The sequence below is a fragment of the Streptomyces violascens genome, assembly GCF_014649955.1.
Taxonomy (GTDB): Bacteria; Actinomycetota; Actinomycetes; order Streptomycetales; family Streptomycetaceae; genus Streptomyces; species Streptomyces violascens.
Genome location: NZ_BMUA01000037.1, coordinates 18,188 through 42,204, shown reverse-complemented (window position 1 = coordinate 42,204; position 24,017 = coordinate 18,188). Strand labels below are relative to the sequence as shown.

The window sequence follows — 24,017 nt, the reverse complement described above, 5'->3', positions numbered from 1 at the left end:
CGGGGTCGGGGGCTGGGAGGGGTGGGGCCGGAGGCTGGAGCTGGAGGCTGGGGCCGGGGCGGAGCCGGGGGCGGTCGGCTGGCAGCTATCAGCCGGCAATGGTCAACTGACAGATTCTGACCACCCATTACTGCCCTCCCCCCCTCAGCCCGCGTACAGACGTACCCCCTTCGCGTCGCGCAGCGCGTGTGCCCACCACGCGACCTGGTCGAGCATCTTCTTCACGGCCGCGTCGGCCTGCGAGGGCTCGCGGTGCTCGCCGTCCTCGTCGAAGAGGCCGTGCGCCTGATGGAAGCTGACCGTGTCCCGCACGGTGACGGCGTGCATCTCGGCGAAGACCTGCCGCAGTTGCTCGACCGCCCGCAGGCCGCCGGAGATCCCGCCGTACGAGACGAAGCCGACGGGCTTGGCCTGCCACTGGACGTAGTGCCAGTCGATCAGGTTCTTCAGCGAGGCGGGGAAGGAGTGGTTGTACTCGGGGGTGATCACGACAAAGGCGTCGGCGTCCGCCAACTTCGGTGAAATGACGTCGAGTTGGGCCGCCACAGCGGGCGACGGGTTGCGGGAAATGGTGGTCGGCAGCTCGGCCTCGGCGAGGTCGAGCACCTCGATGTCGAGGCCCTGGTGCTCGCGGGCCCGGGCGAGGAACCAGTCGGCGACGACCGGCGCGAACCGGCCCTCACGGTTGGAGGCGACGACGACGGTGACCTTCAGAGCGGAAGAAGCAGCCTGCTCGGCTGTGGCGATGTCCATGCCGAGAAGAGTTCAACCTCAAGCCCGCTTGAGGTCAAGCGTGGTCCGACGGCGAACTATCTTGAGGGCCATGACACTTCCGTACGTCGAGATCGACGGCCGCCCCGCCGATGCCGAGAACCTGCTCGTGCCCGCACTGACCGGAGGCTACGGCCACTTCACGGCCATGCAGGTGCGCGACGGACGGGTCCGCGGCCTCGACCACCACCTGACCCGCCTGGACCGGGCCACCCGCGAGCTGTTCGGCCCCGGCCTCGACGGCGAACGGATCCGCTCCCTGACCAGGCAGGCACTCGACGCCTGCGGCCGGTCCGACGCGGCGGTGCGGGTCTATGTGTACGGGCCGGCCGACGCGCCCACCCCGATGGTCGTCGTGAACGAGCCGATCGACATGCCGTCCACCGCGCAGTCGCTGCTCTCCGTGCCGTACGAGCGCCCGGTCGCCCACCTCAAGCACCTCGGCGGCTTCGCCCAGGGCTACTACGTCCGCCTCGCGGAGCGCCAGGGCTTCACCGAGGCCCTGCTGACCGGCCCCGGCGGTGTCGTCGCGGAGGGCGCGATCACCAACATCGCGTTCTGGGACGGCAGCTCGGTGGTCTGGCCGAACCGTCCCGCGCTGCTCGGCATCACGATGGCGGTGCTCGAACCCCGGCTCGCGGCGTACGGCCTGAAGTCGACGCACCGTGAGGTGAACCTGGCCGGGCTCGACGCGTACAGCGCGGCCTTCATCATGAACTCGCGCGGCATCGCCCCGGTGGGCCGGATCGACGAGCGCGAGTTCGCGGTCGACGCGGAGCTGATGAAGGTGGTGTGGCGGGCGTACGAGGAGGCGCCCTGGGATGTGATCTGAGCCGGATCCTGGGCGGGCGGAGACGGATCCGGGTCGGATGACCGTCACCTGTACGGCCCACACCGCGTCACTCGTTCGCCCCCCGCCGACGGGCGGAGCGGCCCGTACGCCTCTTAGGTCGTAGGCAGAAGCTCTGCCGCGTCCCCGGAGGATCCATGCGTACTGCCCGACTCCTGACCAGTGCCGTGCTGGCGTCCGCCGTCGTGCTGGGTCCGGCGGGTTCGCTCGCGTACGCCGACTACGAGCCGGCCGCCTCGCTGGAGCTGTGGCCGACGAGCGCCTCGCCCGGCACCACGGTGACCGCGAACACCACGGCCTGCGGCCCGGCGGGGCGGGCCACGGGCGATGCGAACACGGTGGGTGCGGGCGACTTCCAGATGTCGGGCTCCCCCCACAAGGAGGTGCTCGCCGGGCAGTTCCAGGTGGCCTCCCACGCCAAGCCCGGCTCCTTCCGCATCAGGGTGAGCTGCGAGAACGGCAAGGTCGTCGACGGCCTGCTCACCGTCACCGCAGCCGGCGACCGTGACCGCGACCAGAAGGGCAGGGACAAGTCCTGGGGCGCGGGCGACCCGCAGGGCGGCAGGGACAAGGCGTCGGACGGGGGCGACCGGCGGGGCCAGGACAAATCCTGGGACTCGAACGACCCGCGCGGCAACGACCCGCGCGGCAATGACCAGAGCGGGCGTGACAAGACCGGGAACACCGCGGACAGCCACGACCCGCGGGGGCATGTGAAAACCGGGGTCGGCGGCAGCATCGGCCCCGACACCACCGAGATCGCGGCGGGCGCGGCGGTACTGGCCGCGGCCGCCGTGGGCAGCACCTGGCTACTGCGTCGCCGGGCGAGCGGCGCGCAGGGCCGGGGCTGACCGCCCTTGTCGGACCGGATCGCCCGGCGCAACGCGGGCTGGCTGATGGTGGTCGCCGCGTTCGTCGGCCTGTGGCTGATCGAGCGGGGCCTGGAGACCGTGGAGCCTCCGCAGCCGTCGGCGGCCGAGCGGTTCACGGCGGGGCCGGCGGCACGGCGGGGCGGAATCACGGCCGACTCCCGCTCCGGGTCCGCCGGGCGGCCCGTGACCGAAACCCCGCCCGCCGAGGACCTGCCGCCCTCCGAACCCGTACGGATCAAGATCCCGTCGATTCAGGTCGACGCCCCCGTGATGCGGCTCGGGCTCGGCCCCGACCACAGCCTGGACGTGCCGCCGCCGGGGAACACGAACATGGCCGGCTGGTACAAGGACGGCACCGCGCCGGGCGCCCGGGGCACGGCCGTGATGGCGGGCCACGTCGACGACTCCCGCGGCCCTGCCGTCTTCTACGCGCTGGGCGCGCTGAAGAAGGGCAGCCGGGTCGAGGTGACCCGCGAGGACGGGCGGACCGCGGTGTTCGCCGTCGACGCGGTCGAGGTCTACGAGAACGAAGCGTTCCCGGACACAAAGGTGTACGGCCCCGCCGCCCGCCCGGAACTACGCCTGATCACCTGCGGCGGAGGCTTCTCCCAACAAACGGGCTACCGAGGCAACGTAGTGGCTTTCGCCCACTTGGTGGGAGTGGCGGGCCTGTGACGTGGTGCGGCTGCGCCGCGATGGGGGTCCCCCCTGTTCGAGCGAAGCCGAGAACTTGGGGGAGCGACCAGCCACGCACACCCGCGGCAGAACGACAACCGCACCCACCCCAAGCGGAGCAACTACCCCCACTGATCGAACGCCAGCTTCGCGACCAGCGAGAAAACAACCACAAGCAGCACCCCGCGCACGAACTCGCTCCCCTTGCGCAGAGCCATGCGCGCGCCGATCAGACCCCCCGCGAGGTTGAACACCGCCATGATCGCGGCCAGCTGCCACATGACGCTGCCCTGACAGGCGAACATGGCGAGCGCGCCAACATTCGTGCAGACGTTCACGATCTTGGCGGTGGCACTCGCGGTCACCAGATCGAGATGGAGCACGGCGGTGAGGGCCAGGACGAGAAACGTCCCGGTGCCGGGCCCGAAGAGGCCGTCGTAGAGCCCGATGCCGCCACCGACGAGCACGATCGCGGTGACGGTACGGGCCCGGGTGACCGCCTGCCCGCTGGCCCCGGTGCCGAACGCGGGCTTGAACATGACGAACCCGGCGACGCCGAGCAGCACGACCAGGATGACCGGACGCAGCACGGCGCTGCTGATTCCGGCCGCGAAGAACGCGCCGGTCATGGAGCCGGCGAGCGCCGCTAGCCCGATCCGTAGCGCCGTTTTCACCTTCACCGGTGCCTTGCGCACATACGTCACGGCGGCGCCCGAGGTGCCGACGATGGCGACGGCCTTGTTGGTGCCGAGGATGTGCGCGGCGGGGACGTGCGGCAGCCCGAGGAGCAGCGCGGGCAGCAGGAGCAGTCCGCCGCCGCCGACCACCGCGTCGATCCACCCGGCCGCGCCCGCGGCGAGGCACAGCACAATGAGCATGGTCAGCGATATGTCGGGCATGCTGGCGACCTTAAGGAGCGTTCGGCATGTTCGTCTATTACTTTCCGGATGCCTGAGCCAGATCTGAGCTCGACGGCCACGGGCGCTGCGACCCGCCCTCAGCCACCTTGCCGGTCCAGGTAACGCAGTACGGCGAGCACCCGGCGGTGGCCCGATTCGGAGGGCGGCAGGTCCAGCTTGGCGAAGATGTTCGCGATGTGTTTCTCCACCGCCCGCTCCGACACCCCGAACGACTGGGCAATGGCATGGTTGGTGCGGCCCTCCGCCATCAGCCCGAGCACTTCCCGCTCGCGCGGGGTGAGCGCGTCGAGCGCGGCGGCCCGCCGGCTCGCCCCGAACAGCTGGGCCACCACCTCCGGGTCGAGCGCGGTGCCGCCCGCCGCCACCCGCTCCAGGGCGTTCACGAACTCCCCGATGTCCACCACTCGTTCCTTGAGCAGATAGCCCACCCCCGCCCCGCCGTCCCCGACGAGCTGCGCCGCGTACTTGGTCTCCACGTACTGCGAGAAGATCAGCACCCCGGTATCCGGCGCCGTACGGCGGATCTGCACGGCCGCCCGCAGCCCTTCGTCGGTCTGTGTCGGCGGCAGCCGGATGTCCACCACCGCCGCGTCCGGCCGGTGTTCGGCGACCGCGGCAAGCAGCGCCTGCGCGTCCCCCACGGCCGCCGCCACCTCCACCCCGCGCAACTCCAGGAGCTGGACGAGCCCGTCGCGCAGAATCGCGGAATCCTCGGCGATGACGACCCGCATGAATGACCTGCCCTGTTCTCGGTGTTCGGCATCAAGGTGGCTGCTCATCCGAAGGGCAGCAACACGCTCACCACCGTAGGCCCTCCGGGTGGGCTGTCGCAGGTCAGGGAGCCGTCGACGGTGCGGACCCGGGCCCGCAGGCCGGCCAGTCCGCTGCCCGCGCCGACCACCGCTCCCCCGCGCCCGTTGTCCTGGACGGTGAGCAGCAGGATCTTCGCCGCGCCGTGCACCGTGACCGTCACCTCCGAAGCTCCGCTGTGCTTGGCCGCGTTGGCCAGGAGTTCCGCCGTGCAGAAGTAGGCGATGGACTCGACGGCCGGGCTCGGTCTGCCCTCGATTCCGCAGCTCACCCGGACGGGCAGGGCGCTGTCCGCCGCGAGGGTGGCAAGCGCGGTGTCGAGCCCCTGGTCGAGCACGGGCGGGTGGATGCCCTTGACCAGATGGCGCAGGTCGGCGACGGCCTGCTTGGCATTGCCCTGCGCGGTCTCGACGACCTTGAGGATCCGGTCCTGTCCGGCGCCGCCCGCCACCAGTTCGCGGATCATCGTGAGGTGCATGCCCAGCCCCACTAGGCGGGCCTGCGTCCCGTCGTGCAGGTCGCGCTCGATCCGGCGCAGGGTGGCGGCCGCGTCGTCGACTGCCTGGGCGCGGGTCTCCTCCAGGGTGCGGATGCGCTGGTCCGCCCGGTCCGGCCCGAGCAGCGCGGTGAGCAGCAGCCGGTGCGGGGTGAGGGCATGGCGGACCAGCCACGGTGCGGCGTACAGGAGGAGCAACCCGACGGCGAAGGGCAGCAGCCAGCGGGGCCAGCTGTCGAGCTCCACTCCGCCCACCTCCATTCCCACATGCCGTACGGAACCGTCGGGCTCCCGGATCGTGAAGTAGTTCCAGCGCTTGAGCACCGGATACAGGGTCAGAAGCACTCCGTGCACAAAGCCGATGTATACGGAGCCCAGGGCCAGGAGGGCCGTCAGCGGGGCCGCCAGGGCGCAGCCCACCGCCCGCCATCCGGGCCGGCCGCCCAGCACCGAGCGCCGCCAGTCGAAGACGCCGCTCGTCTCCGCCCGCACCGGCGGGTCGATCTCAAGCCCCAACAGGCTCTTGGCCAGGGCTCGTTGGAGGTCTCCGAGGGCGAGGGCCAGGCGGACGGCCGCGGCGATGAGCCAGAGCCCCAGCGCCGTCCACGACAGCACCGCGCCGATCAGCAGCACCGCGACGACCAGGGCCAGGCCGGTCAGCGCGAGCGGCAGCGCGATGAGCGAGTAGAGCGCGGCGCGGCCGATCGTGCCGAGCCGGTCTCGCCGGTAGGGGAACTCCACGGAGCCCAGAAGGCGCAAGCGGTGCATGGGGAACAACCCTAGAGGCGCTGGTCAGAGCTGGTGGATCACCGGTATGGACAGGAGGGCGCAGACCGCGGCGACGGCGAGGGCGATTCCGGTGGTCTTGAGGAGCCCGGTGCGGTCGGCGCCGAGGAAGCCCTTGACCAGGCGGGCCTGGAGCGCGGTGAAGCCCTTCATCACCCAGGGAGTGACGAGCAGGAAGGACAGCCCGCCGCCTATGCCGTGCACCGCCCACGCGCCGGCCATCGTGGGGCCGCCCCACGACTGGCTCGTGTCACCACCCCGCAGCGGATAGGCCACGTTCATGACGACGACCGTCCAGAAGTAGCCCGACACGGTCAGCGCTATCAGGTTGAGCGGCATGCTGATCACGGCGTGGGCCAGGGCGAGCGGCCCCGTGCGCCCGGGGGCGGGCACCTCCACTCCGAGCAGCCTCCGGGCGAGCCCGCGCTGGATCCGGCCCGCCGGGCCTGCGACCAGGGCTATCGGCACGCACAGGATGCCGACGGGCAGGGCGAGCAGAAGATAGGCGAGCCGCAGCCAGGTCCCGGCCCGGAACGGCTCCCGGAGGATGTCTCTCCATCCGACGCGGGGCGCACCGCGGTGTGTGGCGTGCTGGTCGCTGCCGACCGGGCCCACGACGGGGCGGGCCGGTGCGGGTGCCTGTGCAGGTGTGCGTACAGGTGTGGGTGCGGAATGCCGCTGCGCGAGGTCCATGCGTCAAGGCTCCCGCCCCCGGCCTCCCGGTTCGATCGTGCCAGCACGGAACTTCATGGTTCGGTCTACCCCACCCCCACCCCCACCCCCACCCCCCTGCCCCTGCCGAGCCAGCGCCCGCGCCCGCGGGGCCGGAGCATCGGCTCCCCTCGCTCCGCTCCCCTCACATCCCGCCCCCCGCCCCGCTGAGCTCAAGGTTCCCCCGTGGAAATCGGCGGGATGCGGACGGGTAACAGCCGCCGCGCACGCTGGGCACATGAGTACGGACATCGTGGTGATCGGCGGCGGCACAGCGGGTGCCCGCCTGGCCCGGCATGTCCCGGTGACCGTCATCGGCGAGGAACCGCACGCACCGTACAACCGGGTGCTCCTCGCGGAGGTGCTCGCCGGGCGGTACGGGCCCGAGGTGATCTCGCTGCCCCCCATACCGGTGCGGCGCGGCGTGCGGGCGGTGCGGATCGACCGCGCGGCCCGCGTGGTGCACTGCGACGACGGCAGCGCCGTCCCGTACGGCCGCCTCGTGCTCGCGACCGGGTCGAACCCGGTGCTGCCGCCGCTCAGGGGTCTGCGTGAGGGCCGGCTCCCCGACGGCGTCCACCCCTTCCGCACCCTCGACGACGCGCTCGCGCTGCGCGAGAAGGCCCGCGAGGGGACCCGTGCGGTGGTCATCGGGGGCGGGCTGCTCGGCGTGACGGCCGCGCGGGCGCTCGCCGAGTGCGGTGCGCAGGTCGTCCTCGCCCAGCAGGGCGAACACCTGATGGAGCGTCAACTGGACGTCGCCGCTTCGGCATTGGTGCGTGCCCATCTCGAACTCCTCGGCGTGGAGGTGCACACCGAGTGCCGGGTGCGCGGCCTCACCGGCCCTGCCGGCACCGACGTCGAGCTCGCCGACGGATTCGTGCTCGGCGCCGAACTCGTCGTCCTCGCCACCGGGGTCCGCCCCCGCACCGGTCTCGCGCTGGCCGCCGGGCTCGACGTCCACCAGGGCGTGGTCGTCGACGACGAGCTGCGCACCTCGGACCCGTACATCCATGCCGTCGGCGACTGTGCCGAGCATCGCGGCACGGTGTACGGGCTCGCGGGACCGGCGCTCGAACAGGCCGACGTGCTGGGCGCGTTGCTGGCCACCGGGCGCGGTTCCTACTCCGGGACGCGCGGTCTGACCCGGCTCACGCTCGGCGGCCCGCGCCCCCTGGACCTCGCCGCGTTCGGCGAGCCCACGCCCCGCCCCGGCGACGACGTGGCCCAGCTCGCGGACGCGACCCGGGGCGCCTACCGCAAGGTCGTCGTGCGCGGCGACCGCCTGGTCGGGGGCGTGCTCCTCGGCGATCTCGGCGCGGTCGGGGCGCTCGCCCGGACCTGGGAGGGCGACGAGCCCGTACCGGACGCGTCCCTGCTCCACCTGCTCACCCACGACGGAGGTTCCTGACGTGTCCACCGAACACCTTTCCACGATCGTGGTCGTCGGCCACGGCATGGTCGGCCAGCGCTTCCTGGAGGCGCTCGCCGAGCGCGGCGCGACCGGGCGGACCCGGGTGGTCGTGCTGTGCGAGGAGCCCCGCCCCGCCTACGACCGCGTCCACCTCACCTCGTACTTCGAGGGGAAGACGCCCGACGAACTCAGCCTCGTGCCGGACGGCTTCATGGGGCAGCACGAGATAGAGCTGTACGTGGACGATCCCGCCGAGTCGGTCGACCGGGCCGCGCGCACGGTCACCGCCCGCTCGGGGCGGACCTTCGCGTACGACACGCTCGTGCTGGCCACCGGCTCGTACCCGTTCGTGCCGCCGGTGCCCGGCAAGGACATCCCCGGCTGTTTCGTCTACCGGACGATCGAGGACCTGCTCGCCATCGAGGAGTACGCGAAGACCGCGACGACCGGGGCGGTGGTGGGCGGCGGACTGCTCGGCCTGGAGGCGGCCGGTGCGCTGCGCGGGCTCGGCCTGGACACGCACATCGTGGAGTTCGCGCCGCGGCTGATGCCGGTGCAGGTCGACGAGGGCGGCGGCGCGGCGCTGCTGCGCATCATCGAGAACATGGGCCTCACGGTGCACACGGGTGTCGGCACGCAGGAGATCACGGCCGGCGACGAGGGCCGCGTCAGTGGAATGACACTTTCCGACAGCTCACATCTGTCGACCGACCTGGTGGTCTTCTCCGCCGGTGTCCGCCCGCGCGACCAGCTGGCCCGCGACTGCGGCCTCGCGGTGGGCGAGCGCGGCGGCATCGTCGTCGACGAGCAGTGCCGCACCAGCGACCCCGCGGTGTTCGCGATCGGCGAGTGCGCGCTCGCCGCGGACGGCCGGGTGTACGGCCTGGTCGCGCCCGGATACGAGATGGCTCAGACAGCGGCCGACGCGATCGCCGCCGACACCGGACGCGCCTTCACCGGTGCCGACCTGTCGACGAAGCTGAAGCTGCTCGGCGTGGACGTGGCATCGTTCGGCGACGCGCACGGCACGGCCGACGACTGCCTCGACGTCGTCTACTCGGACTCGCGTTCCGGGATCTACAAGAAGCTGGTCGTGTCGTCCGAGGGCGTGCTGCTCGGCGGCGTCCTGGTCGGCGACGCCGACGCGTACGGCATGCTGCGGCCGCTCACCGGGCACGTTCCGCCGGTCTCCCCCGAGCAGCTGGTCCTGCCGGCCGGGCTCGGCGCGCCGGCGGCGCTCGGTCCGGAGGCGCTGCCGGACGACGCGGTCATCTGCTCCTGCCACAACGTGACCAAGGGCGCGATCGCCGCGTGCTCCTCGCTGCCCGAGGTCAAGAAGTGCACCAAGGCCGGTACGGGCTGCGGCAGTTGCGTCAAGACCATCGGCATGCTGCTCCCGACGTCCGGCGACGGCGGCCTGTGCGGCTGCTTCGCGCAGACCCGCCAGGAGCTGTACGAGATCGTGCTCGCGCTGCGCATCGGCTCGTTCACCGAGCTCCTCGACGGGCACGGGCGCACGGAGGCGCGGGGCGGCGAGGGCTGCGAGATCTGCAAGCCGGCGATCGCCTCGATCCTGGCCGGTCTCGGAAACGGTCACATCCTGGACGGCGAACAGGCCGCGCTTCAGGACACCAACGATCATTTCCTGGCCAACTTGCAGCGCAACGGCTCGTATTCGATCGTTCCGCGCATCCCGGGCGGCGAGATCACCCCGGAGAAGCTCATCGTGATCGGCGAGGTGGCGCGGGACTTCGGCCTCTACACGAAGATCACCGGCGGTCAGCGCATCGACCTCTTCGGGGCGCGCGTCGACCAGCTCCCGTCCATCTGGACCCGGCTGGTGGACGCGGGCTTCGAGTCCGGGCACGCGTACGGGAAGTCGTTGCGCACGGTCAAGTCGTGCGTGGGGCAGACCTGGTGCCGATACGGGGTGCAGGACTCGGTGCGGATGGCGATCGACCTGGAGCTGCGCTACCGCGGCCTGCGCTCGCCGCACAAGCTGAAGTCGGCCGTGTCCGGCTGCGCCCGCGAGTGCGCCGAGGCCCAGTCGAAGGACTTCGGCGTGATCGCCACGGCCAACGGCTGGAACCTGTACGTCGGCGGCAACGGCGGCGCCAGCCCCCGCCACGCCGATCTGCTGGCGCAGGACCTGACGGATGACGAACTTGTCCGTCTGATCGACAGATTCCTGATGTTCTACATCCGCACCGCCGACCGCCTGGAGCGCACCTCGGTCTGGCTGGAGCGGATCGAGGGCGGCCTGAACCACATCAAGGACGTGGTGGTGAACGACTCGCTCGGCATCTGCGCCGAGCTGGAGGCCCTGATGGCCGCGCACGTGGCGGGCTACCGCGACGAGTGGGCCGAGACCCTCGACGACCCCGAGCGGCTCGCCCGCTTCGTGTCCTTCGTGAACGCGCCCGGCGCGCCCGACCCGTCGGTCCGGTTCGTCCCCGAACGCGACCAGATCAAGCCTGAGCTGCCCCTCCTCACCCTGGGAGCCACCCGATGACGATGATCCAACTCCAGACGGACGAAGGCTGGTTCGAGGTCTGCGAGGCCGCCCGCCTGACCCCCGGGCGCGGGGTGGCGGCCCTGCTCCCCGACGGCCGCCAGGCCGCCGTCTTCACCGACCGCCGCGGCCGCACCTACGCGATCGACAACCGCGACCCGTTCACCGGCGCGTACGTACTCTCCCGCGGCCTGCTCGGCTCCACCGCGGAGGGCCGCCTCTATGTCGCGTCCCCGCTCCTGAAACACCGCTTCGACCTGGAGACCGGGGCCTGCCTGGACGACGAGGCGCAGGCCGTCCGGACTTACTTGACCGATCGTTCTAGTTAGTTCTACTGTCACCGTGTGGCCAGGACCAAGGAATTCGACCCCGACGCCGCGCTCCAGTCAGCCCTTGAGCTGTTCTGGCGGCGCGGCTACGAGGCGACGTCGATGGCCGACCTCGTCGAGCACCTCGGCATCGGCCGCGCCAGCATCTACGCGACGTTCGGCAACAAGCACGAGCTGTACCTCAAGGCGCTGGACCGCTACGCGGAGCACCGCGACCCCGCGCTGCTCGCCGAGCTGTCGATGCCGGGCCCCGCACTGCCCGCCGTACGCGCGGTGGTGCGGCGCTTCGCCACCGAGTCGATGTCCGGCCCGTCGCGCCTGAGCGGCTGTTTCGTCACCAACACCGCCGCCGAACTGGGCCCGCACGACAGCGCCGCGGCCCGCCGCGTCGAGCTCAGCTGGGAGTACATCGAAACCCTGCTGCACTCCGCGCTCGTACGGGCCCAGGCGCAGGGCGAACTCGCGGCGGACCGCGATCCGCGCGGGCTGGCCCGGATGCTGCTCGTCTTCCTCCAGGGCGTACGGATCGTCGGCAAGGCGTCGGGCGAGCCGGGGCGGGTGCGGGATGCGGCCGAACAGATTCTGACGGTGCTCGACTGACATCTGTCAGCCGACGCCTGCTGTCGCACTGACACTTTCCCCTTTCCCCATCCCCCGGGCGCACTCACGGCCTTCATTCCCCACGTCGCCATACCCTCATAACAGAACGATTGGTCAAGAATATGTCTGCTCGTTTCGCGCACAAGACCGTTCTCGTCACCGGCGCCGGCTCCGGGCTCGGCCGGGCCGTCGCGCTCGCCTTCGCCGCCGAGGGGGCCCGGGTCGCCGTCGCCGGGCGTACGGCCGCGACCCTCGACGAGACGGTCGCCCTGATCACGGAGGCGGGCGGCACGGCGGCCGCATTCACCGCCGACGTGTCCGAGTCCGCCGCCGTGCGCGACCTGGTGACCGGCGTGGTCGAGCGGTTCGGCTCCCTCGACGTGGCGGTCAACAACGCCGGGATCTTCCGCGGCGGCGCCCCCATAGCCGAACTGTCGGAGAGTGACTGGCAGACGCTGATATCTGTCAATGTCACCGGCGTCCTCTACGCGCTCCAGGCCGAGATCGCCCACATGCGCACCCAGGAGTCGGGCGGCTCCATCGTCAACATCGCCTCCAACCTGGGCGCCCACAGCCGCCGCCCCGGCCTCGCCGCGTACGCCACCTCCAAGGCCGCCGTGAGCGCGCTGACCAGGGGCGCCGCCCTCGACCACATCCAGGACGGGGTGCGGATCAACGCGGTGAGCCCGGGCCCGCTCGACACCACCATGTCGCTGCGGCCGGGCGAGAGCGAGGCCGAGCGGGCGACGCGCATGAAGGAGGTCCAGCCGCTCGGCCGGGTCTCGACTACGGCCGAGGCCGCGGCGGCCGTGCTGTACCTGGCCTCCGATGACGCCGCCTCGGTCGTCGGCGCGGACCTCGTCATCGACGGCGGCGCCTCCGCCTGACCCGTCCGCCACGGCATCCCCACCCTGCCCACCAGGCATACCCATCGGTACGGTGGGTGCATGACTCAGGGCTGGAGTGCTCAGGACATCCCCGATCAGAGCGGCCGTACGGCCGTCGTCACCGGGGCGAACAGCGGCATCGGTCTGGTCACGGCGCGGGAACTGGCCCGCCGTGGCGCACGGGTGGTGCTCGCCTGCCGCAGCGAGGCACGCGGCAAGGAGGCCGAGGACCGGATCAGAAAGGAAGTCCCGGGCGCGCAGGCCGAGTTCAGGCCGCTCGATCTGGCCGACCTCGCCTCGGTGCGGGAGTTCGCCGCGAAGTTCCCGTACGAACGGCTCGATCTGCTCATCAACAACGCGGGCGTGATGGCGCTCCCCTACGGGAAGACCGCCGACGGGTTCGAGACGCAGTTCGGCGTCAACCACCTCGGGCACTTCGCGCTCACCGGGCTGCTGCTGCCCCGGCTGCGGGCGGCCGGGGCGGCGCGGGTGGTGAGCGTGTCCAGCGGGATGCACGCGCTGGCCAATATCGATATCGGTGATCTCAACAGCGAGCACCGCTACCGGCGCTGGATCGTGTACGGGCGGTCCAAGTCGGCGAACCTGCTCTTCATCCACGAGCTGGCCCGACGGCTGCGGGCGGCGGGCTCGGACATCGTCGCGGCGGCCGCCCACCCCGGCTATGCCGCGACCAACCTCCAGACGCAGGCCGTACGGATGGAGGGCCGCAGGGCCGCCGAGCGGATCGTCGAGCTCGGCAACCGCGTCATGGCGCAGCCCGCCGAGGCCGGCGCGCTGCCCACGCTGTACGCGGCGACCGCGCCCGGGGTGCGGCCCGACTCGTTCACGGGCCCGTCCCTGATGATGTGGCGCGGCGCGCCCGCAAGGTCCTGGCGGGCCAGGTGGACGCTGAACGACGTCGCCGGTGAGCGCCTCTGGGCGGCTTCGGAGCAACTCACCGGCGTGACGTACGAGGCGTTGTGACGCCCTTCGGCGCCGCCCGCCTCAGGCGTTGATCGCGGCCGGGTCCATGTACATGACCTCCCAGTGGTGCCCGTCCGGGTCCCGAAGGAGCGGCCGTACATGGGTCCCTGCTCCATGGTCTCCTGGGCGGGAGAGCCGCCGGAGGCGAGTGCGGTGTCGACGAGGCGGTCGACCTCCTCGCGGCTGTCGGCGCTCAGGCAGACGATCGACTCGACGGTCGTCGCGGTGTCGGCGATCTGCCGCTTGGTGAAGCCCTTGAAGAACGGCTCGGTGAGCAGCATGGCGTAGATCGTGTCGCTGATGACCAGACAGCCGGCGTTCTCGTCGGTGAACTGGGGGTTGAAGGAGTAGCCCAGCTTGCCGAAGAAGTCCTTCGAGCGGTCCAGGTCCTTCACCGGCAGGTTGACGAAGATCATGGTGGGCATGTCGGGCTCCCTCGTGGGCGGTGGCGTTGCTTACGAGGGGTAGACGGCGGCCCGCGCGAAAACTCATCGCCGCTCCGCGTTTGTTTTTCGGGCGTCCGCAGAGTCGGCCGAAGTGCCATCGCCGGGGCGAGCCCCCCAGGCCGCGGCTGCGCGCAAGGTCGAGGCCGCGAGGGGGACGAAGCCGGGGTCTCACCGGTCGTGTCCGCGTCGCGGCCGTTCAGGCGGCGCGGCATCGCGAGGGCGATCCGCTCGCCCTGCGCCTTGGCTCGCTCGGCGTTCGGGCCCTGGTGCAGGCCGTCCACGGTGGCGTGCCACAACTGAACCCGGCGTCCGAGCGCTTCCGCGGCGGCCGTGCCTCCACAGCCGAAGGTCCCGGGGCCGGGCCGCCTGCCCGCCCCTTGACGCCCCCCTTGGCGCCGCCTCCTCAGGAGGGCTCGGGTACGGGCCGCAGGGGCCGTACGACAGATGCCGGGCACGGCTGCCTCTTCCGGGCCGGGGCGGCGACAAGGCGGCATCAAGCCACCCCCGTCAAGAGGGCGTATGGATGCGGGCCCGCTCCGACAAGGGGGCGCCAAAGTGGGTCGGCGTCCGGCCGCGCGGGTCGCAGTGTGGGGCCCATGCTCACCACGTCGAAGGCCGTCGTCAGCGACGCGGCCCCCGAAGAACCTCCTGGAGCGGTCGACCGGCACCGGCTCACCGCCACGCAGGGTCTCGCCGCACTCTCCCTCGACGCGATGGCCTCCGTGGCGTACGGCCCGGAGGCGATCGTCCTGGTCCTGGCCGGGGCCGGTGCGTACGGGCTCGGCTTCACGCTTCCCGTGACGCTCGCCATCGCCGGGCTGCTCGCGGTACTGGTCGCCTCCTACCGGCAGGTCATCGCGGCCTTCCCGAACGGCGGCGGCTCCTACGCGGTGGCCCGCCGCCACTTGGGCGCCCGCACCGGCCTGGTGGCCGCCGCCTCGCTGATCCTCGACTACGTCCTGAACGTGGCCGTGTCCGTCACGGCCGGCGTGGCCGCGCTGACCTCGGCGTTCCCCGGTCTCTACGGTGACCGGCTCGTCATCTGCCTCGGTGTGCTCGTCCTGGTCACCGCGATCAACCTGCGCGGCATCGTCGATTCGGCGAAGGCGTTCATCGTCCCGACCGCGGTGTTCATCACCTCGATCCTCGCGATCGTCGTCGCCGGGCTCTTCCGCTCGTCGCCCGCGTCGACGTACACCGCCGACGGGCACGCCTCGGTCCTGGCGGGCAACGCCACCAGTGTCGGCGCGTTGCTGCTGCTCAAGGCCTTCGCGTCCGGGTGTTCCGCGCTGACCGGTGTCGAGGCCGTCGCGAACGCCGTGCCGTCCTTCCGCGCCCCGGCCGCCAGGCGCGCCCAGCGCACCGAGGTGGCGCTCGGCGCGCTGCTCGGGGTCATGCTGATCGGCCTGTCGGTGCTCATCGGCCGCTTCCACCTCCAGCCGGTCGAGGGCGTCACCGTGCTCGCCCAGCTCGCGGACGCCTCCCTCGGCCACAACTGGGCCTTCTACGTCGTGCAGTTCGCCACCGTCATCCTGCTGGCGCTCGCCGCGAACACCTCCTTCGGAGGGCTGCCCGTCCTGATGTCGCTCCTTGCCCGCGACAACTATCTGCCGCACGTCTTCGGCCTCAAGGCCGACCGCCAGGTCCACCGGCACGGTGTGCTCGCTCTTGCCGCCGTGTCCGCCGCTCTCCTGGTCTTCTCGGGCGGCGACACCAACACGCTGGTCCCGCTCTTCGCGATCGGGGTGTTCGTCGGCTTCACCATCTGCCAGACCGGCATGGTGATCCACTGGCGCGAGGAGCGCTCCCCCGGCTGGCGGTGGAAGGCCCTGCTCAACGGGTTCGGCGCGGTCCTGACCGGCGTTTCGGCGGTCGTGGTGACCGCCACCAAGTTCACCGAGGGCGCCTGGCTGATCGTCATCGCGCTGCCGCTCCTGGTGCTCGCCTTCGAGGCGGTTCACCGGGCGTACGGGCGGATCGCCGACCGTCTCGGCCTCGGCCGGGTGCCCGAACCGCCGCGCCGGGACAGGTCGTTGGTGATCGTGCCGGTCTCGCACCTGTCCCGGCTGACCTGCGAGGCCCTGAACGCCGCCGTGTCCCTGGGCGACGAGGTGCGGGCCGTCACCGTCAGCCACCCCGACGAGGAGGACCGGCGCGACACCGAGGCGCTGCGCCGCGACTGGGAGCTGTGGAACCCGGGCGTGGAACTGGTCGAGCTGACCTCCCAGCACCGCAGCCTGGGCCGTCCCGTCGCCGACTACGTGAGCCGCGTCCACACCTACCACCCGCACACCCGGGTCACCGTGCTGATACCGGAGGTGGAGCCCGCGCACATCTGGCAGCGGATGCTGCAGAACCAGCGCGGCGCCGTCCTCGCCCACGCCGTCCGCAAGGACACGGACGCGGTGATCTGCCGGCTGCGCTTCCGGCTCGGCTCGTCCGCGGCCCGCGTCGAGGCCTGACGCCCGCCCGCGGCGAGGCCCCCAGTGCGCCCGGCCGGCCGCATCCGGCCGGGCCGACACGTCGCCGCAATACCCCTGTCGTAATCCCCCTGCATGGTTGATCGTTGAGGCGTACAGCGGGATGACGAACAGGGGGCGTACGCCATGACGATCAGCCGCCGGACACTGCTCGGCACCGGGGCCGCACTCGGACTGCTCACCGCATGCGGCTCCAACACCGGCCGAGACAAGGGAAGTTCACCGGGCGGGAAGGTCACGCTCGACCACTGGTACCACCAGTACGGGGAGGCCGGGACCGAGGCCGCCGTGCGCCGCTATGCGGCCGCGTACGACAAGGCGAAGGTCTCCGTGCAGTGGCGGCCCGGCAACTACGACCAGCAGACGGCCGCCGCGCTGCTCACGTCGTCGGGTCCGGACGTCTTCGAGGTGAACGGGCCGACCCTGGACCAGATCCAGGGCGGGCAGGTCGCCGATCTCACCGCCCTGTTCGACGGGGTGAAGGACGACTTCAATCCGGCGGTGCTCGCGCCGAAGACGTACGACGGGAAGATCTGGGGCGTCCCGCAGGTCGTCGACACGCAGTTCCTCTACTACCGCAAGAGCCTCCTCAAGGATGCGGGCGTCCAGCCGCCCGCCACCCTGGACGAACTCGTGGACGCGGCCAAGGCGTTGACGCGGAACAAGGTCAAGGGGCTCTTCCTCGGCAACGACGGCGGTGCGGGTGTCCTCGGCGGTACGCCGCTGTACGCGGCCGGGCTGAGTCTGGTCACCGCCGACGGCAGAGTGGGCTTCGACGATCCGGCCGCCGCCCGCACCCTCGGCAAGCTGCATCAGCTGTACGCCGACAAGTCGCTGCTGCTCGGCGCGCCGAGCGACTGGTCGGACCCCTCCGCGTTCCTCCAGGGGCTGACCGCGATGCAGTGGTCGGGGCTGTGGGCGCTGCCCGCCGTGCAGAAGGCGCTCGGGGACGACTTCGGGGTGCTGCCCTTCCCCAAGGACGGCCCGAACGGCAAGCCCTCGGTGCCGGTCGGGGCGTATGCCGCCGCCGTGTCCACGCGCTCGAAGCACCAGGTGGAGGCGAAGGCGTATGTGAAGTGGCTGTGGGTGGAACGCACCGATTTCCAGGAGGACTTCGCGCTGTCGTACGGCTTCCACATTCCGGCCCGGCTCTCGCTGGCCAAGAAGGCGGCCAAGCTGCGGCAGGGCGCGGCGGCCGACGCGGTGACGTACGCGACGGACCACGGCTACGCCCAGCCCCTGCTGTGGACGCCGACGCTCCAGACGGCGTACCAGGACGCGCTGAACCGGATCGTCAAGGACGGGGCGAGCCCTGACAGTGAGCTGAAATCCGTCATCCGGAAGACCAAGGACGAACTTCAGCGGGTGAAGAAGAGCTGACGGCCATGCGACGGCGTGTTTCGGACAACACCCTCTGGTTCTGGATCTTCGTCGGCCCGTTCGCCGCCGGGCTCGCCCTCTTCACGTACGTCCCGCTGCTGTGGAGTGTCTACCTCAGCTTCTTCGACGCCCACAACACGGTCTCGCCGACCGACTTCGTGGGGTTCGACAACTACACGGCGATGCTGCGCGACGGCGCGTTCACGTCCAGCCTGGGGACGTTCGCGGTGTTCTCGCTGTTCATCGTGCCGGCGACGTACGCGCTCGCGCTCGGCCTAGCGCTGATGGTGAACCGGATCCGCCGCTTCCAGGCGTTCTTCCGCTCGGTGTTCTTTCTGCCGGCGGCCTGCTCGTACGTGGTCGCCGCGCTGATCTGGAAGATGTCGATCTTCAACGGGGTGCGGTTCGGGCTCGCCAACACCGTGCTCGGCTGGTTCGGCGCCGATCAGACGGCCTGGCTGTCGACGACGCATCCGCCCTGGTACTGGCTGGTGATCGTGACCGTACGGCTGTGGCTGCAGGCCGGGTTCTACATGATCCTGTTCCTGGCCGGGCTCCAGCGGATCAGCCCGCGTCTGTACGAGGCGGCCGCGGTCGACGGCGCCCGGCCCGGCTGGCAGGTCTTCCGGCACATCACGTTTCCCCAGTTGCGCACCACCTCGATCGCGGTGGTGCTGCTCCTGGTGATCAACGCGTTCCAGGCGTTCGACGAGTTCTACAACCTTCTCTCCGACGCCCGCGGCTACCCGCCCTACGCCCGCCCGCCGCTGGTCTACCTCTACTACACGGCGCTCGGCCAGGGGCAGAACCTGGGGATGGGCAGCGCGGGTGCTGTGATCCTCGCGCTGATCATCGCGGTGGTGACGGTGTTCCAGGCGCGCTGGTTCGGCCTGGGCAGGAAGGAGGCCGACTGATGACGGCGCCGCACAGAACCACCGCACGGCACAGGCCCCGCCCCGACGAGGCGCTCGTACGGGTCGGCCGCGCCCTGCGCTGGGTGATCCTGGCCGCGCTGGCCCTGCTGTTCCTGGTCCCCTTCTACCTTCTTGTCCGCAACGGCCTGGCCGCCGAGCCGGACATCACCTCGCCCGGCTGGACGTTCTTCCCCTCGACCCTGCACTGGTCGAATGTGCGCGAACTCTTCGACGACCCGGCCGTCCCGATGGCGCGCTCGCTGCTGAACTCGGCGCTGATCGCGGTCGCCACGACGGTGGGCACGCTCCTGTTCGCCTCGCTCGCGGGGTACGGCCTCGCGCGGATCCCGTACCGCTTCGCCAACCAGGTCTTCTACGCGGTGATCGGCACGCTGATGGTTCCGGCGGCGGTCACGTTCGTACCAAGTTTCGTTCTTGTTTCGTCCCTCGGGTGGGTGTCGAGCTTGCGCGGCCTGATCATCCCCACTCTGTTCTCCGGCTTCGCGTGCTTCATCTTTCGCCAGTTCTTCACGGGATTTCCACGTGAGTTGGAGGATGCGGCCCGCGTCGACGGACTTGGATATTGGCGGACGTACTGGAGGATCGTCGTGCCCAATGCGCGCCCGGTCTTCGCGGCCGTCGGCACCATTGTGTTCATCGGCGCCTGGAATTCCTTTCTGTGGCCGCTGGTCATCGGCCAGGACCGGGACGCCTGGACGGTGCAGGTGGCGCTCTCCACCTTCACCACCGCCCAGGTGGTCAACCTGCACGAGCTGTTCGTCGCGGCGGCCGTCTCGATCGTCCCGCTGGTCCTGGTCTTCCTGCTGCTCCAGCGCTACATCGTGGCCGGCGTGGAGCGCTCGGGGATCGACGACTGACGCGGCCGCGGCACGCGCGGGGTCCCGCCGCACAGCAGTGCGGAGCCGAGCGGGGTCAGCGTATGCAATACGGAGTTGCCGTGCCGCAGCGTGACCAGGAGCCCGGCGTCGCGCAGGACGCCGGCGTGCTGGCTGGCGGAGGCGAGCGAAACGCCTGCCCTGCGGGCGAGTTCGCTGGTGGTGCAGCCGTTGCCGATGGACTGGAGCACGCTGGAGCGGGTGTGGCCGACGAGCCGGCCGAGCGAGGTGCCGTGGTCGGGGCCCGGCGGGGACTCGTACGGCGCCTGGGTGTGCGTGACCGGGTAGACCAGCACGGGCGGCAGCTTCGGGTCCTGGAGGGCGACCGGGGTGCGGCGGCAGAAGAAGGAGGGCTGCAGGAGCAGCCCCCGCCCGTCCAGGTGGAGTTCGCGGTCGACCGGGTAGTCGGCCTCCAGGACGGGTGCGCGCCAGCGCAGCATCGGCGGCAGCGAGGCGAGGAGTTCGCCCGCGCCGCCGTCGAGCAGGGCCCGGCCGCGGGCGGCGCGGTCGGCGTCGACGCGGGTCTGTATGTGCGCCCAGTACGGGGAGACGGCCGCCCGGTGGTAGGCGGTCAACGCGTCGGCGAGGCGGCCGAGTTGGGTGGTGCAGCCGTCCGCGAGCGAGGCCGCCCAGCCGGTGGTCGGGCGGCCGGAGGGGAGCCGGGAGAGTTCGGCGTGCAGCCGCTCGGGTCCGGTCTCGCGAATGCGTTCCAGTCCGGTCTCCAGGGAATGCGGCCCCCTGGGCGGTGTGAGAAAGTCGGGGAAATATCCCCGGCATGGAACGATTGCGGAGAGCAATCGCGTTTCTCCGCTCAACCGGCCTCGAGTTTCCTGTCGCCATTCACCGAATACGGAGGCGCCCCGCCGGTCCCTTAAGCGGTGAAAGCTGAGAATCGTTTCCCACAGCGTGTCGGGACCCGGCGCCATACGGAGCCGGGCCAGATCCTCGCCGGTGAAATGAATGCGCAGCACCGAAACCCCACCTGTCCACTGTGTTGCAACCTGTTGCCTTGTGTTGCATCCGCAATTGATCCCCCGACCGACTCGACTGAGTATGCCTCCCGTCACTGCCCGTGACCACGGGCCTTTCAGCCACAGTTGAAAGGCCTCGCGCAAGGGGCACCGGGGACGAAAAGCTGTACCTCGTCGGGCACGACACCGGGCCAACCGGAAAGATTCTGCGAAGACCGTGGGGGGCTTCACAGGTTCTGGCGGCGGTGGGCGTAGGTGGCGGCTCCGTGCTCGGCGCGGTTGACAGAGTGCGGTTCACGGGTGGGGATCCGTGAACCGCACTCTGCATTTCCGGCCACCGCCCCGTTAAATGTCCGCCATTCAACAGGAATTAAGCGCTCGCACACCTGGGACGTGTACCGCGAACGCGCCCGGCGAACACTTGCCGGGGCGGGCGGCAAGAGCCAACGCAAAAGGGGCAGCCACCCCCGCACAGGGTTGCTGCCCCTTCTTGGTGGTCCGGAGCCGCCGCCGGATCGGTGTTGAGGGTCGGGGACCCGGCGGCGGCTCCGGGGCTTATCGCGAGTCGCTGCCCTTGTCCCCCGCGGGAGACACAGCGGCCGCGCGGCCCGCTTCGAGGCGCGCCACGGGGATGCGGAACGGCGAGCAGGACACGTAGTCCAGGCCCACCTCGTGGAAGAAGTGCACCGACTCGGGGTCGCCGCCGTGCTCGCCGCAGACGCCGAGCTTCAGGTCGGGGCGGGTGGCCCGGCCGGCCTCGACGGCGGAGCGCACGAGCGAGCCGACGCCGTCCTTGTCGATGGTCTCGAACGGGGAGACCCCGAAGATGCCCTTCTCCAGGTACGCGGTGAAGAAGCTGGCCTCGACGTCGTCGCGGGAGAATCCCCAGACCGTCTGCGTGAGGTCGTTGGTGCCGAAGCTGAAGAACTGGGCGGCTTCGGCGATCTGGCCGGCCGTCAGGGCGGCGCGGGGCAGCTCGATCATGGTGCCGATGGTCAGCTTGAGGTCGGTGCCGGTGGCGGCCTCGACCTCGGCGATGACGGCGTCGGCCTCCTCGCGGACGATCTCCAGCTCCTGGACGGTGCCGACCAGCGGGATCATGATCTCGGCGCGGGGGTCGCCCTTGGCGTTCTTGCGCTCGGCGGCCGCCTCGGCGATCGCCCTGACCTGCATGGCGAACAGACCGGGGATGACCAGGCCCAGGCGTACGCCGCGCAGACCCAGCATGGGGTTCTGCTCGTGCAGCTTGTGGACGGCCTGGAGCAGGCGCAGGTCGTTCTCGTTGGCGTCCTTGCGGGACTCGGCGAGCGCGACGCGGACCGACAGCTCGGTGATGTCGGGCAGGAACTCGTGCAGCGGCGGGTCGAGGAGGCGGACGGTGACGGGGAGTCCGTCCATCGCCTCGAACAGCTCGACGAAGTCCTTCTTCTGGAGCGGCAGCAGGGCACTGAGTGCCGTCTCGCGCTCGTCGTCGGTGTCGGCGAGGATGAGCCGCTCGACCATCTCGCGCCGCTCGCCGAGGAACATGTGCTCGGTGCGGCACAGGCCGATGCCCTGGGCGCCGAAGCGGCGGGCCCGCAGGGCGTCCTCGGCGTTGTCGGCGTTGGCCCGTACGCGCAGCCGGCGTACCCGGTCCGCGTACGCCATGATCCGGTGCACGGCTTGGACGAGCTCGTCGGCGTCGTCGGCGCCGGCGTGCATGCGGCCCTCGAAGTACTCGACGACCGGGGACGGCACGACGGGGACCTCGCCGAGGTAGACCTTGCCGGTGGAGCCGTCGATGGAGACGAGGTCGCCCTCCTCGATGACGACGCCGCCGGGCGCGGTCATCCGGCGCCGCTTGGTGTCGACTTCGAGGTCCTCGGCGCCGCAGACACAGGTCTTGCCCATGCCGCGCGCGACGACGGCGGCGTGCGAGGTCTTGCCGCCGCGCGAGGTCAGGATGCCCTCGGCGGCGATCATGCCGTCGAGGTCGTCGGGGTTGGTCTCGCGGCGGATGAGGATGACCTTCTCGCCGGAGCGGGACCACTTGATCGCGGTGTACGAGTCGAAGACGGCCTTGCCGACGGCCGCGCCCGGGGACGCGGCGATGCCGCGGCCGAGCTGCTCGACCTTCGCGTCCTCGTCGAAGCGGGGGAACATCAGCTGGGCGAGCTGGGCGCCGTTGACGCGCTGGAGCGCCTCGGCCTCGTCGATGAGGCCCTGGTCCACGAGCTGCGTGGCGATGCGGAAGGCGGCACCGGCGGTGCGCTTGCCGACCCGGGTCTGGAGCATCCAGAGCTGGCCGCGCTCGATGGTGAACTCGATGTCGCAGAGATCCTTGTAGTGGGTCTCCAGGGTCTCCATGATCTGCATGAGCTGGTCGTACGACGCCTTGTCGATCGACTCCAGCTCGGCGAGCGGCACGGTGTTGCGGATGCCCGCGACGACGTCCTCGCCCTGGGCGTTCTGCAGGTAGTCGCCGTACACGCCCTGGTGGCCGGAGGCCGGGTCGCGGGTGAAGGCGACGCCGGTGCCCGAGTCGGGGCCGAGGTTGCCGAAGACCATGGAGCAGATGTTGACCGCGGTGCCCAGGTCGCCGGGGATGCGCTCCTGGCGGCGGTAGAGCTTGGCGCGGTCGGTGTTCCAGGACTCGAAGACCGAGCGGATCGCGAGGTCCATCTGCTCGCGCGGGTCCTGCGGGAAGTCGCGCCCGGCCTCGGCCTTGACGATCTTCTTGAACTGCTTGACCAGCTTCTTCAGGTCGCCGGCGTCGAGGTCGGTGTCGACGGTGACCTTCTTGGCGGCCTTGGCGTCGTCGAGGGCCTCCTCGAAGAGCTCGCCGTCCACGTCGAGCACGGTCTTGCCGAACATCTGGATCAGGCGGCGGTAGGAGTCCCAGGCGAAGCGCTCGTCGCCGGACTGCTGGGCGAGGCCGGCCACCGACGCGTCGGAGAGCCCGATGTTGAGGACGGTGTCCATCATGCCGGGCATGGAGAACTTGGCGCCCGAGCGGACGGAGACGAGCAGCGGGTCGTCGGCCTGGCCGAGCTTCTTGCCCATCGTCTGCTGGAGGGCGTCGAGGTGCGCGCTGACCTCGTCGCGCAGCTCGGCGGGCTCGTCACCGCTCTCGAGGTAGACCTTGCACGCCTCGGTGGTGATGGTGAACCCGGGAGGGACCGGGAGACCGAGATTGGTCATCTCGGCGAGGTTCGCGCCCTTGCCTCCGAGGAGGTCCTTGAGGTCCCTGTTCCCCTCGGTGAAGTCGTAGACGAACTTCTGGGTGTGCTGGAGGTCTTTGTCTTCCGACACGGGTCTCGACTCCTCGAATCCG

20 protein-coding genes and 1 pseudogene are annotated in these 24,017 nt (G+C 70.9%); 13 read left to right on the top strand and 8 right to left on the bottom strand.

Annotated elements, in window-relative coordinates:
• Positions 1-144: 144 nt before the first annotated feature.
• Positions 145-753 (bottom strand): NADPH-dependent FMN reductase, encoded by a 609-nt coding sequence (locus tag IE206_RS38065; RefSeq protein WP_189970615.1) that lies wholly within the window; start codon positions 751-753, stop codon positions 145-147.
• A gap of 70 nt (positions 754-823) precedes the next feature.
• On the opposite strand from IE206_RS38065, the gene IE206_RS38060 reads away from it, so the two are divergent.
• From IE206_RS38060 to IE206_RS38050, 3 genes are all read left to right on the top strand, one after another.
• Positions 824-1,603: an aminotransferase class IV gene (locus IE206_RS38060; protein ID WP_189970612.1), complete on the top strand. Its 780-nt coding sequence runs from the start codon at positions 824-826 to the stop codon at positions 1,601-1,603.
• Between the two features lie 155 nt (positions 1,604-1,758).
• Complete coding sequence (locus tag IE206_RS38055; protein WP_189970610.1) at positions 1,759-2,472, top strand: GVDTG sorting domain-containing protein; 714 nt, start codon at positions 1,759-1,761, stop codon at positions 2,470-2,472.
• 45 nt (positions 2,473-2,517) lie between these two features.
• The gene (locus IE206_RS38050; RefSeq protein WP_189970651.1) at positions 2,518-3,168 is read left to right on the top strand and encodes a class F sortase; all 651 of its coding nucleotides are present in this window, start codon (positions 2,518-2,520) and stop codon (positions 3,166-3,168) included.
• Positions 3,169-3,290: 122 nt separating this feature from the next.
• Here the strand turns inward: IE206_RS38050 and IE206_RS38045 are convergent, their stop codons facing one another.
• From IE206_RS38045 to IE206_RS38030, 4 genes are all read right to left on the bottom strand, one after another.
• Complete coding sequence (locus tag IE206_RS38045; RefSeq protein WP_189970608.1) at positions 3,291-4,067, bottom strand: sulfite exporter TauE/SafE family protein; 777 nt, start codon at positions 4,065-4,067, stop codon at positions 3,291-3,293.
• Positions 4,068-4,165: 98 nt separating this feature from the next.
• Positions 4,166-4,819: a response regulator gene (locus IE206_RS38040; protein ID WP_189970650.1), complete on the bottom strand. Its 654-nt coding sequence runs from the start codon at positions 4,817-4,819 to the stop codon at positions 4,166-4,168.
• A 44-nt stretch (positions 4,820-4,863) separates the two neighbouring features.
• Complete coding sequence (locus tag IE206_RS38035; RefSeq protein WP_189970606.1) at positions 4,864-6,162, bottom strand: sensor histidine kinase; 1,299 nt, start codon at positions 6,160-6,162, stop codon at positions 4,864-4,866.
• 24 nt (positions 6,163-6,186) lie between these two features.
• On the bottom strand, positions 6,187-6,873 hold the full coding sequence (locus IE206_RS38030; protein WP_189970604.1) for a hypothetical protein: 687 nt from the start codon (positions 6,871-6,873) through the stop codon (positions 6,187-6,189).
• A 256-nt stretch (positions 6,874-7,129) separates the two neighbouring features.
• Between IE206_RS38030 and IE206_RS38025 the strand changes: the two genes are divergently transcribed.
• The 6 genes from IE206_RS38025 to IE206_RS38000 all read left to right on the top strand — a co-directional run bounded on the left by IE206_RS38025 (position 7,130) and on the right by IE206_RS38000 (position 13,617).
• Positions 7,130-8,302: an NAD(P)/FAD-dependent oxidoreductase gene (locus IE206_RS38025; protein WP_189970602.1), complete on the top strand. Its 1,173-nt coding sequence runs from the start codon at positions 7,130-7,132 to the stop codon at positions 8,300-8,302.
• 46 nt (positions 8,303-8,348) lie between these two features.
• Positions 8,349-10,817 (top strand): nitrite reductase large subunit NirB, encoded by a 2,469-nt coding sequence (nirB, locus tag IE206_RS38020; protein ID WP_229853348.1) that lies wholly within the window; start codon positions 8,349-8,351, stop codon positions 10,815-10,817.
• Positions 10,814-11,146 carry a nitrite reductase small subunit NirD gene (nirD, locus tag IE206_RS38015; RefSeq protein WP_189970598.1) on the top strand — a complete coding sequence of 111 codons (333 nt, stop codon included), beginning with the start codon at positions 10,814-10,816 and terminating at the stop codon, positions 11,144-11,146. The genes nirB and nirD overlap by 4 nt, the downstream gene beginning before the upstream one ends.
• 15 nt (positions 11,147-11,161) lie before the next feature.
• Positions 11,162-11,746, top strand: a complete 585-nt coding sequence (locus IE206_RS38010) for a TetR/AcrR family transcriptional regulator (RefSeq protein ID WP_189970596.1) — start codon at positions 11,162-11,164, stop codon at positions 11,744-11,746.
• A gap of 122 nt (positions 11,747-11,868) precedes the next feature.
• The gene (locus tag IE206_RS38005; protein WP_189970594.1) at positions 11,869-12,633 is read left to right on the top strand and encodes an SDR family NAD(P)-dependent oxidoreductase; all 765 of its coding nucleotides are present in this window, start codon (positions 11,869-11,871) and stop codon (positions 12,631-12,633) included.
• Positions 12,634-12,693: 60 nt separating this feature from the next.
• Entirely contained in the window at positions 12,694-13,617 is a 924-nt protein-coding gene (locus tag IE206_RS38000; RefSeq protein ID WP_189970592.1) for an oxidoreductase, read from the top strand.
• A gap of 21 nt (positions 13,618-13,638) precedes the next feature.
• Here IE206_RS38000 and IE206_RS42920 read toward each other — a convergent pair.
• A pseudogene (locus IE206_RS42920) lies at positions 13,639-14,012 on the bottom strand (VOC family protein).
• A gap of 647 nt (positions 14,013-14,659) precedes the next feature.
• Between IE206_RS42920 and IE206_RS37990 the strand changes: the two are divergent.
• The 4 genes from IE206_RS37990 to IE206_RS37975 all read left to right on the top strand — a co-directional run bounded on the left by IE206_RS37990 (position 14,660) and on the right by IE206_RS37975 (position 19,715).
• Positions 14,660-16,525 (top strand): APC family permease, encoded by a 1,866-nt coding sequence (locus IE206_RS37990; protein ID WP_189970587.1) that lies wholly within the window; start codon positions 14,660-14,662, stop codon positions 16,523-16,525.
• Between the two features lie 144 nt (positions 16,526-16,669).
• The gene (locus tag IE206_RS37985) at positions 16,670-17,923 is read left to right on the top strand and encodes an ABC transporter substrate-binding protein (RefSeq protein ID WP_189970584.1); all 1,254 of its coding nucleotides are present in this window, start codon (positions 16,670-16,672) and stop codon (positions 17,921-17,923) included.
• Positions 17,924-17,928: 5 nt separating this feature from the next.
• Positions 17,929-18,837, top strand: a complete 909-nt coding sequence (locus IE206_RS37980; RefSeq protein WP_189970582.1) for a carbohydrate ABC transporter permease — start codon at positions 17,929-17,931, stop codon at positions 18,835-18,837.
• A complete protein-coding gene (locus tag IE206_RS37975) occupies positions 18,837-19,715 on the top strand; it encodes a carbohydrate ABC transporter permease (protein WP_189970580.1) in 879 nt (292 codons plus the stop codon). The genes IE206_RS37980 and IE206_RS37975 overlap by 1 nt, the downstream gene beginning before the upstream one ends.
• Here the strand turns inward: IE206_RS37975 and IE206_RS37970 are convergent.
• Together IE206_RS37970 and ppdK are read right to left on the bottom strand one after the other, a co-directional pair.
• Entirely contained in the window at positions 19,673-20,704 is a 1,032-nt protein-coding gene (locus IE206_RS37970) for an ArsR/SmtB family transcription factor (protein WP_189970578.1), read from the bottom strand. The genes IE206_RS37975 and IE206_RS37970 overlap by 43 nt on opposite strands.
• 555 nt (positions 20,705-21,259) lie before the next feature.
• Complete coding sequence (gene ppdK / locus IE206_RS37965; RefSeq protein WP_189970576.1) at positions 21,260-23,995, bottom strand: pyruvate, phosphate dikinase; 2,736 nt, start codon at positions 23,993-23,995, stop codon at positions 21,260-21,262.
• Positions 23,996-24,017: the final 22 nt, after the last annotated feature.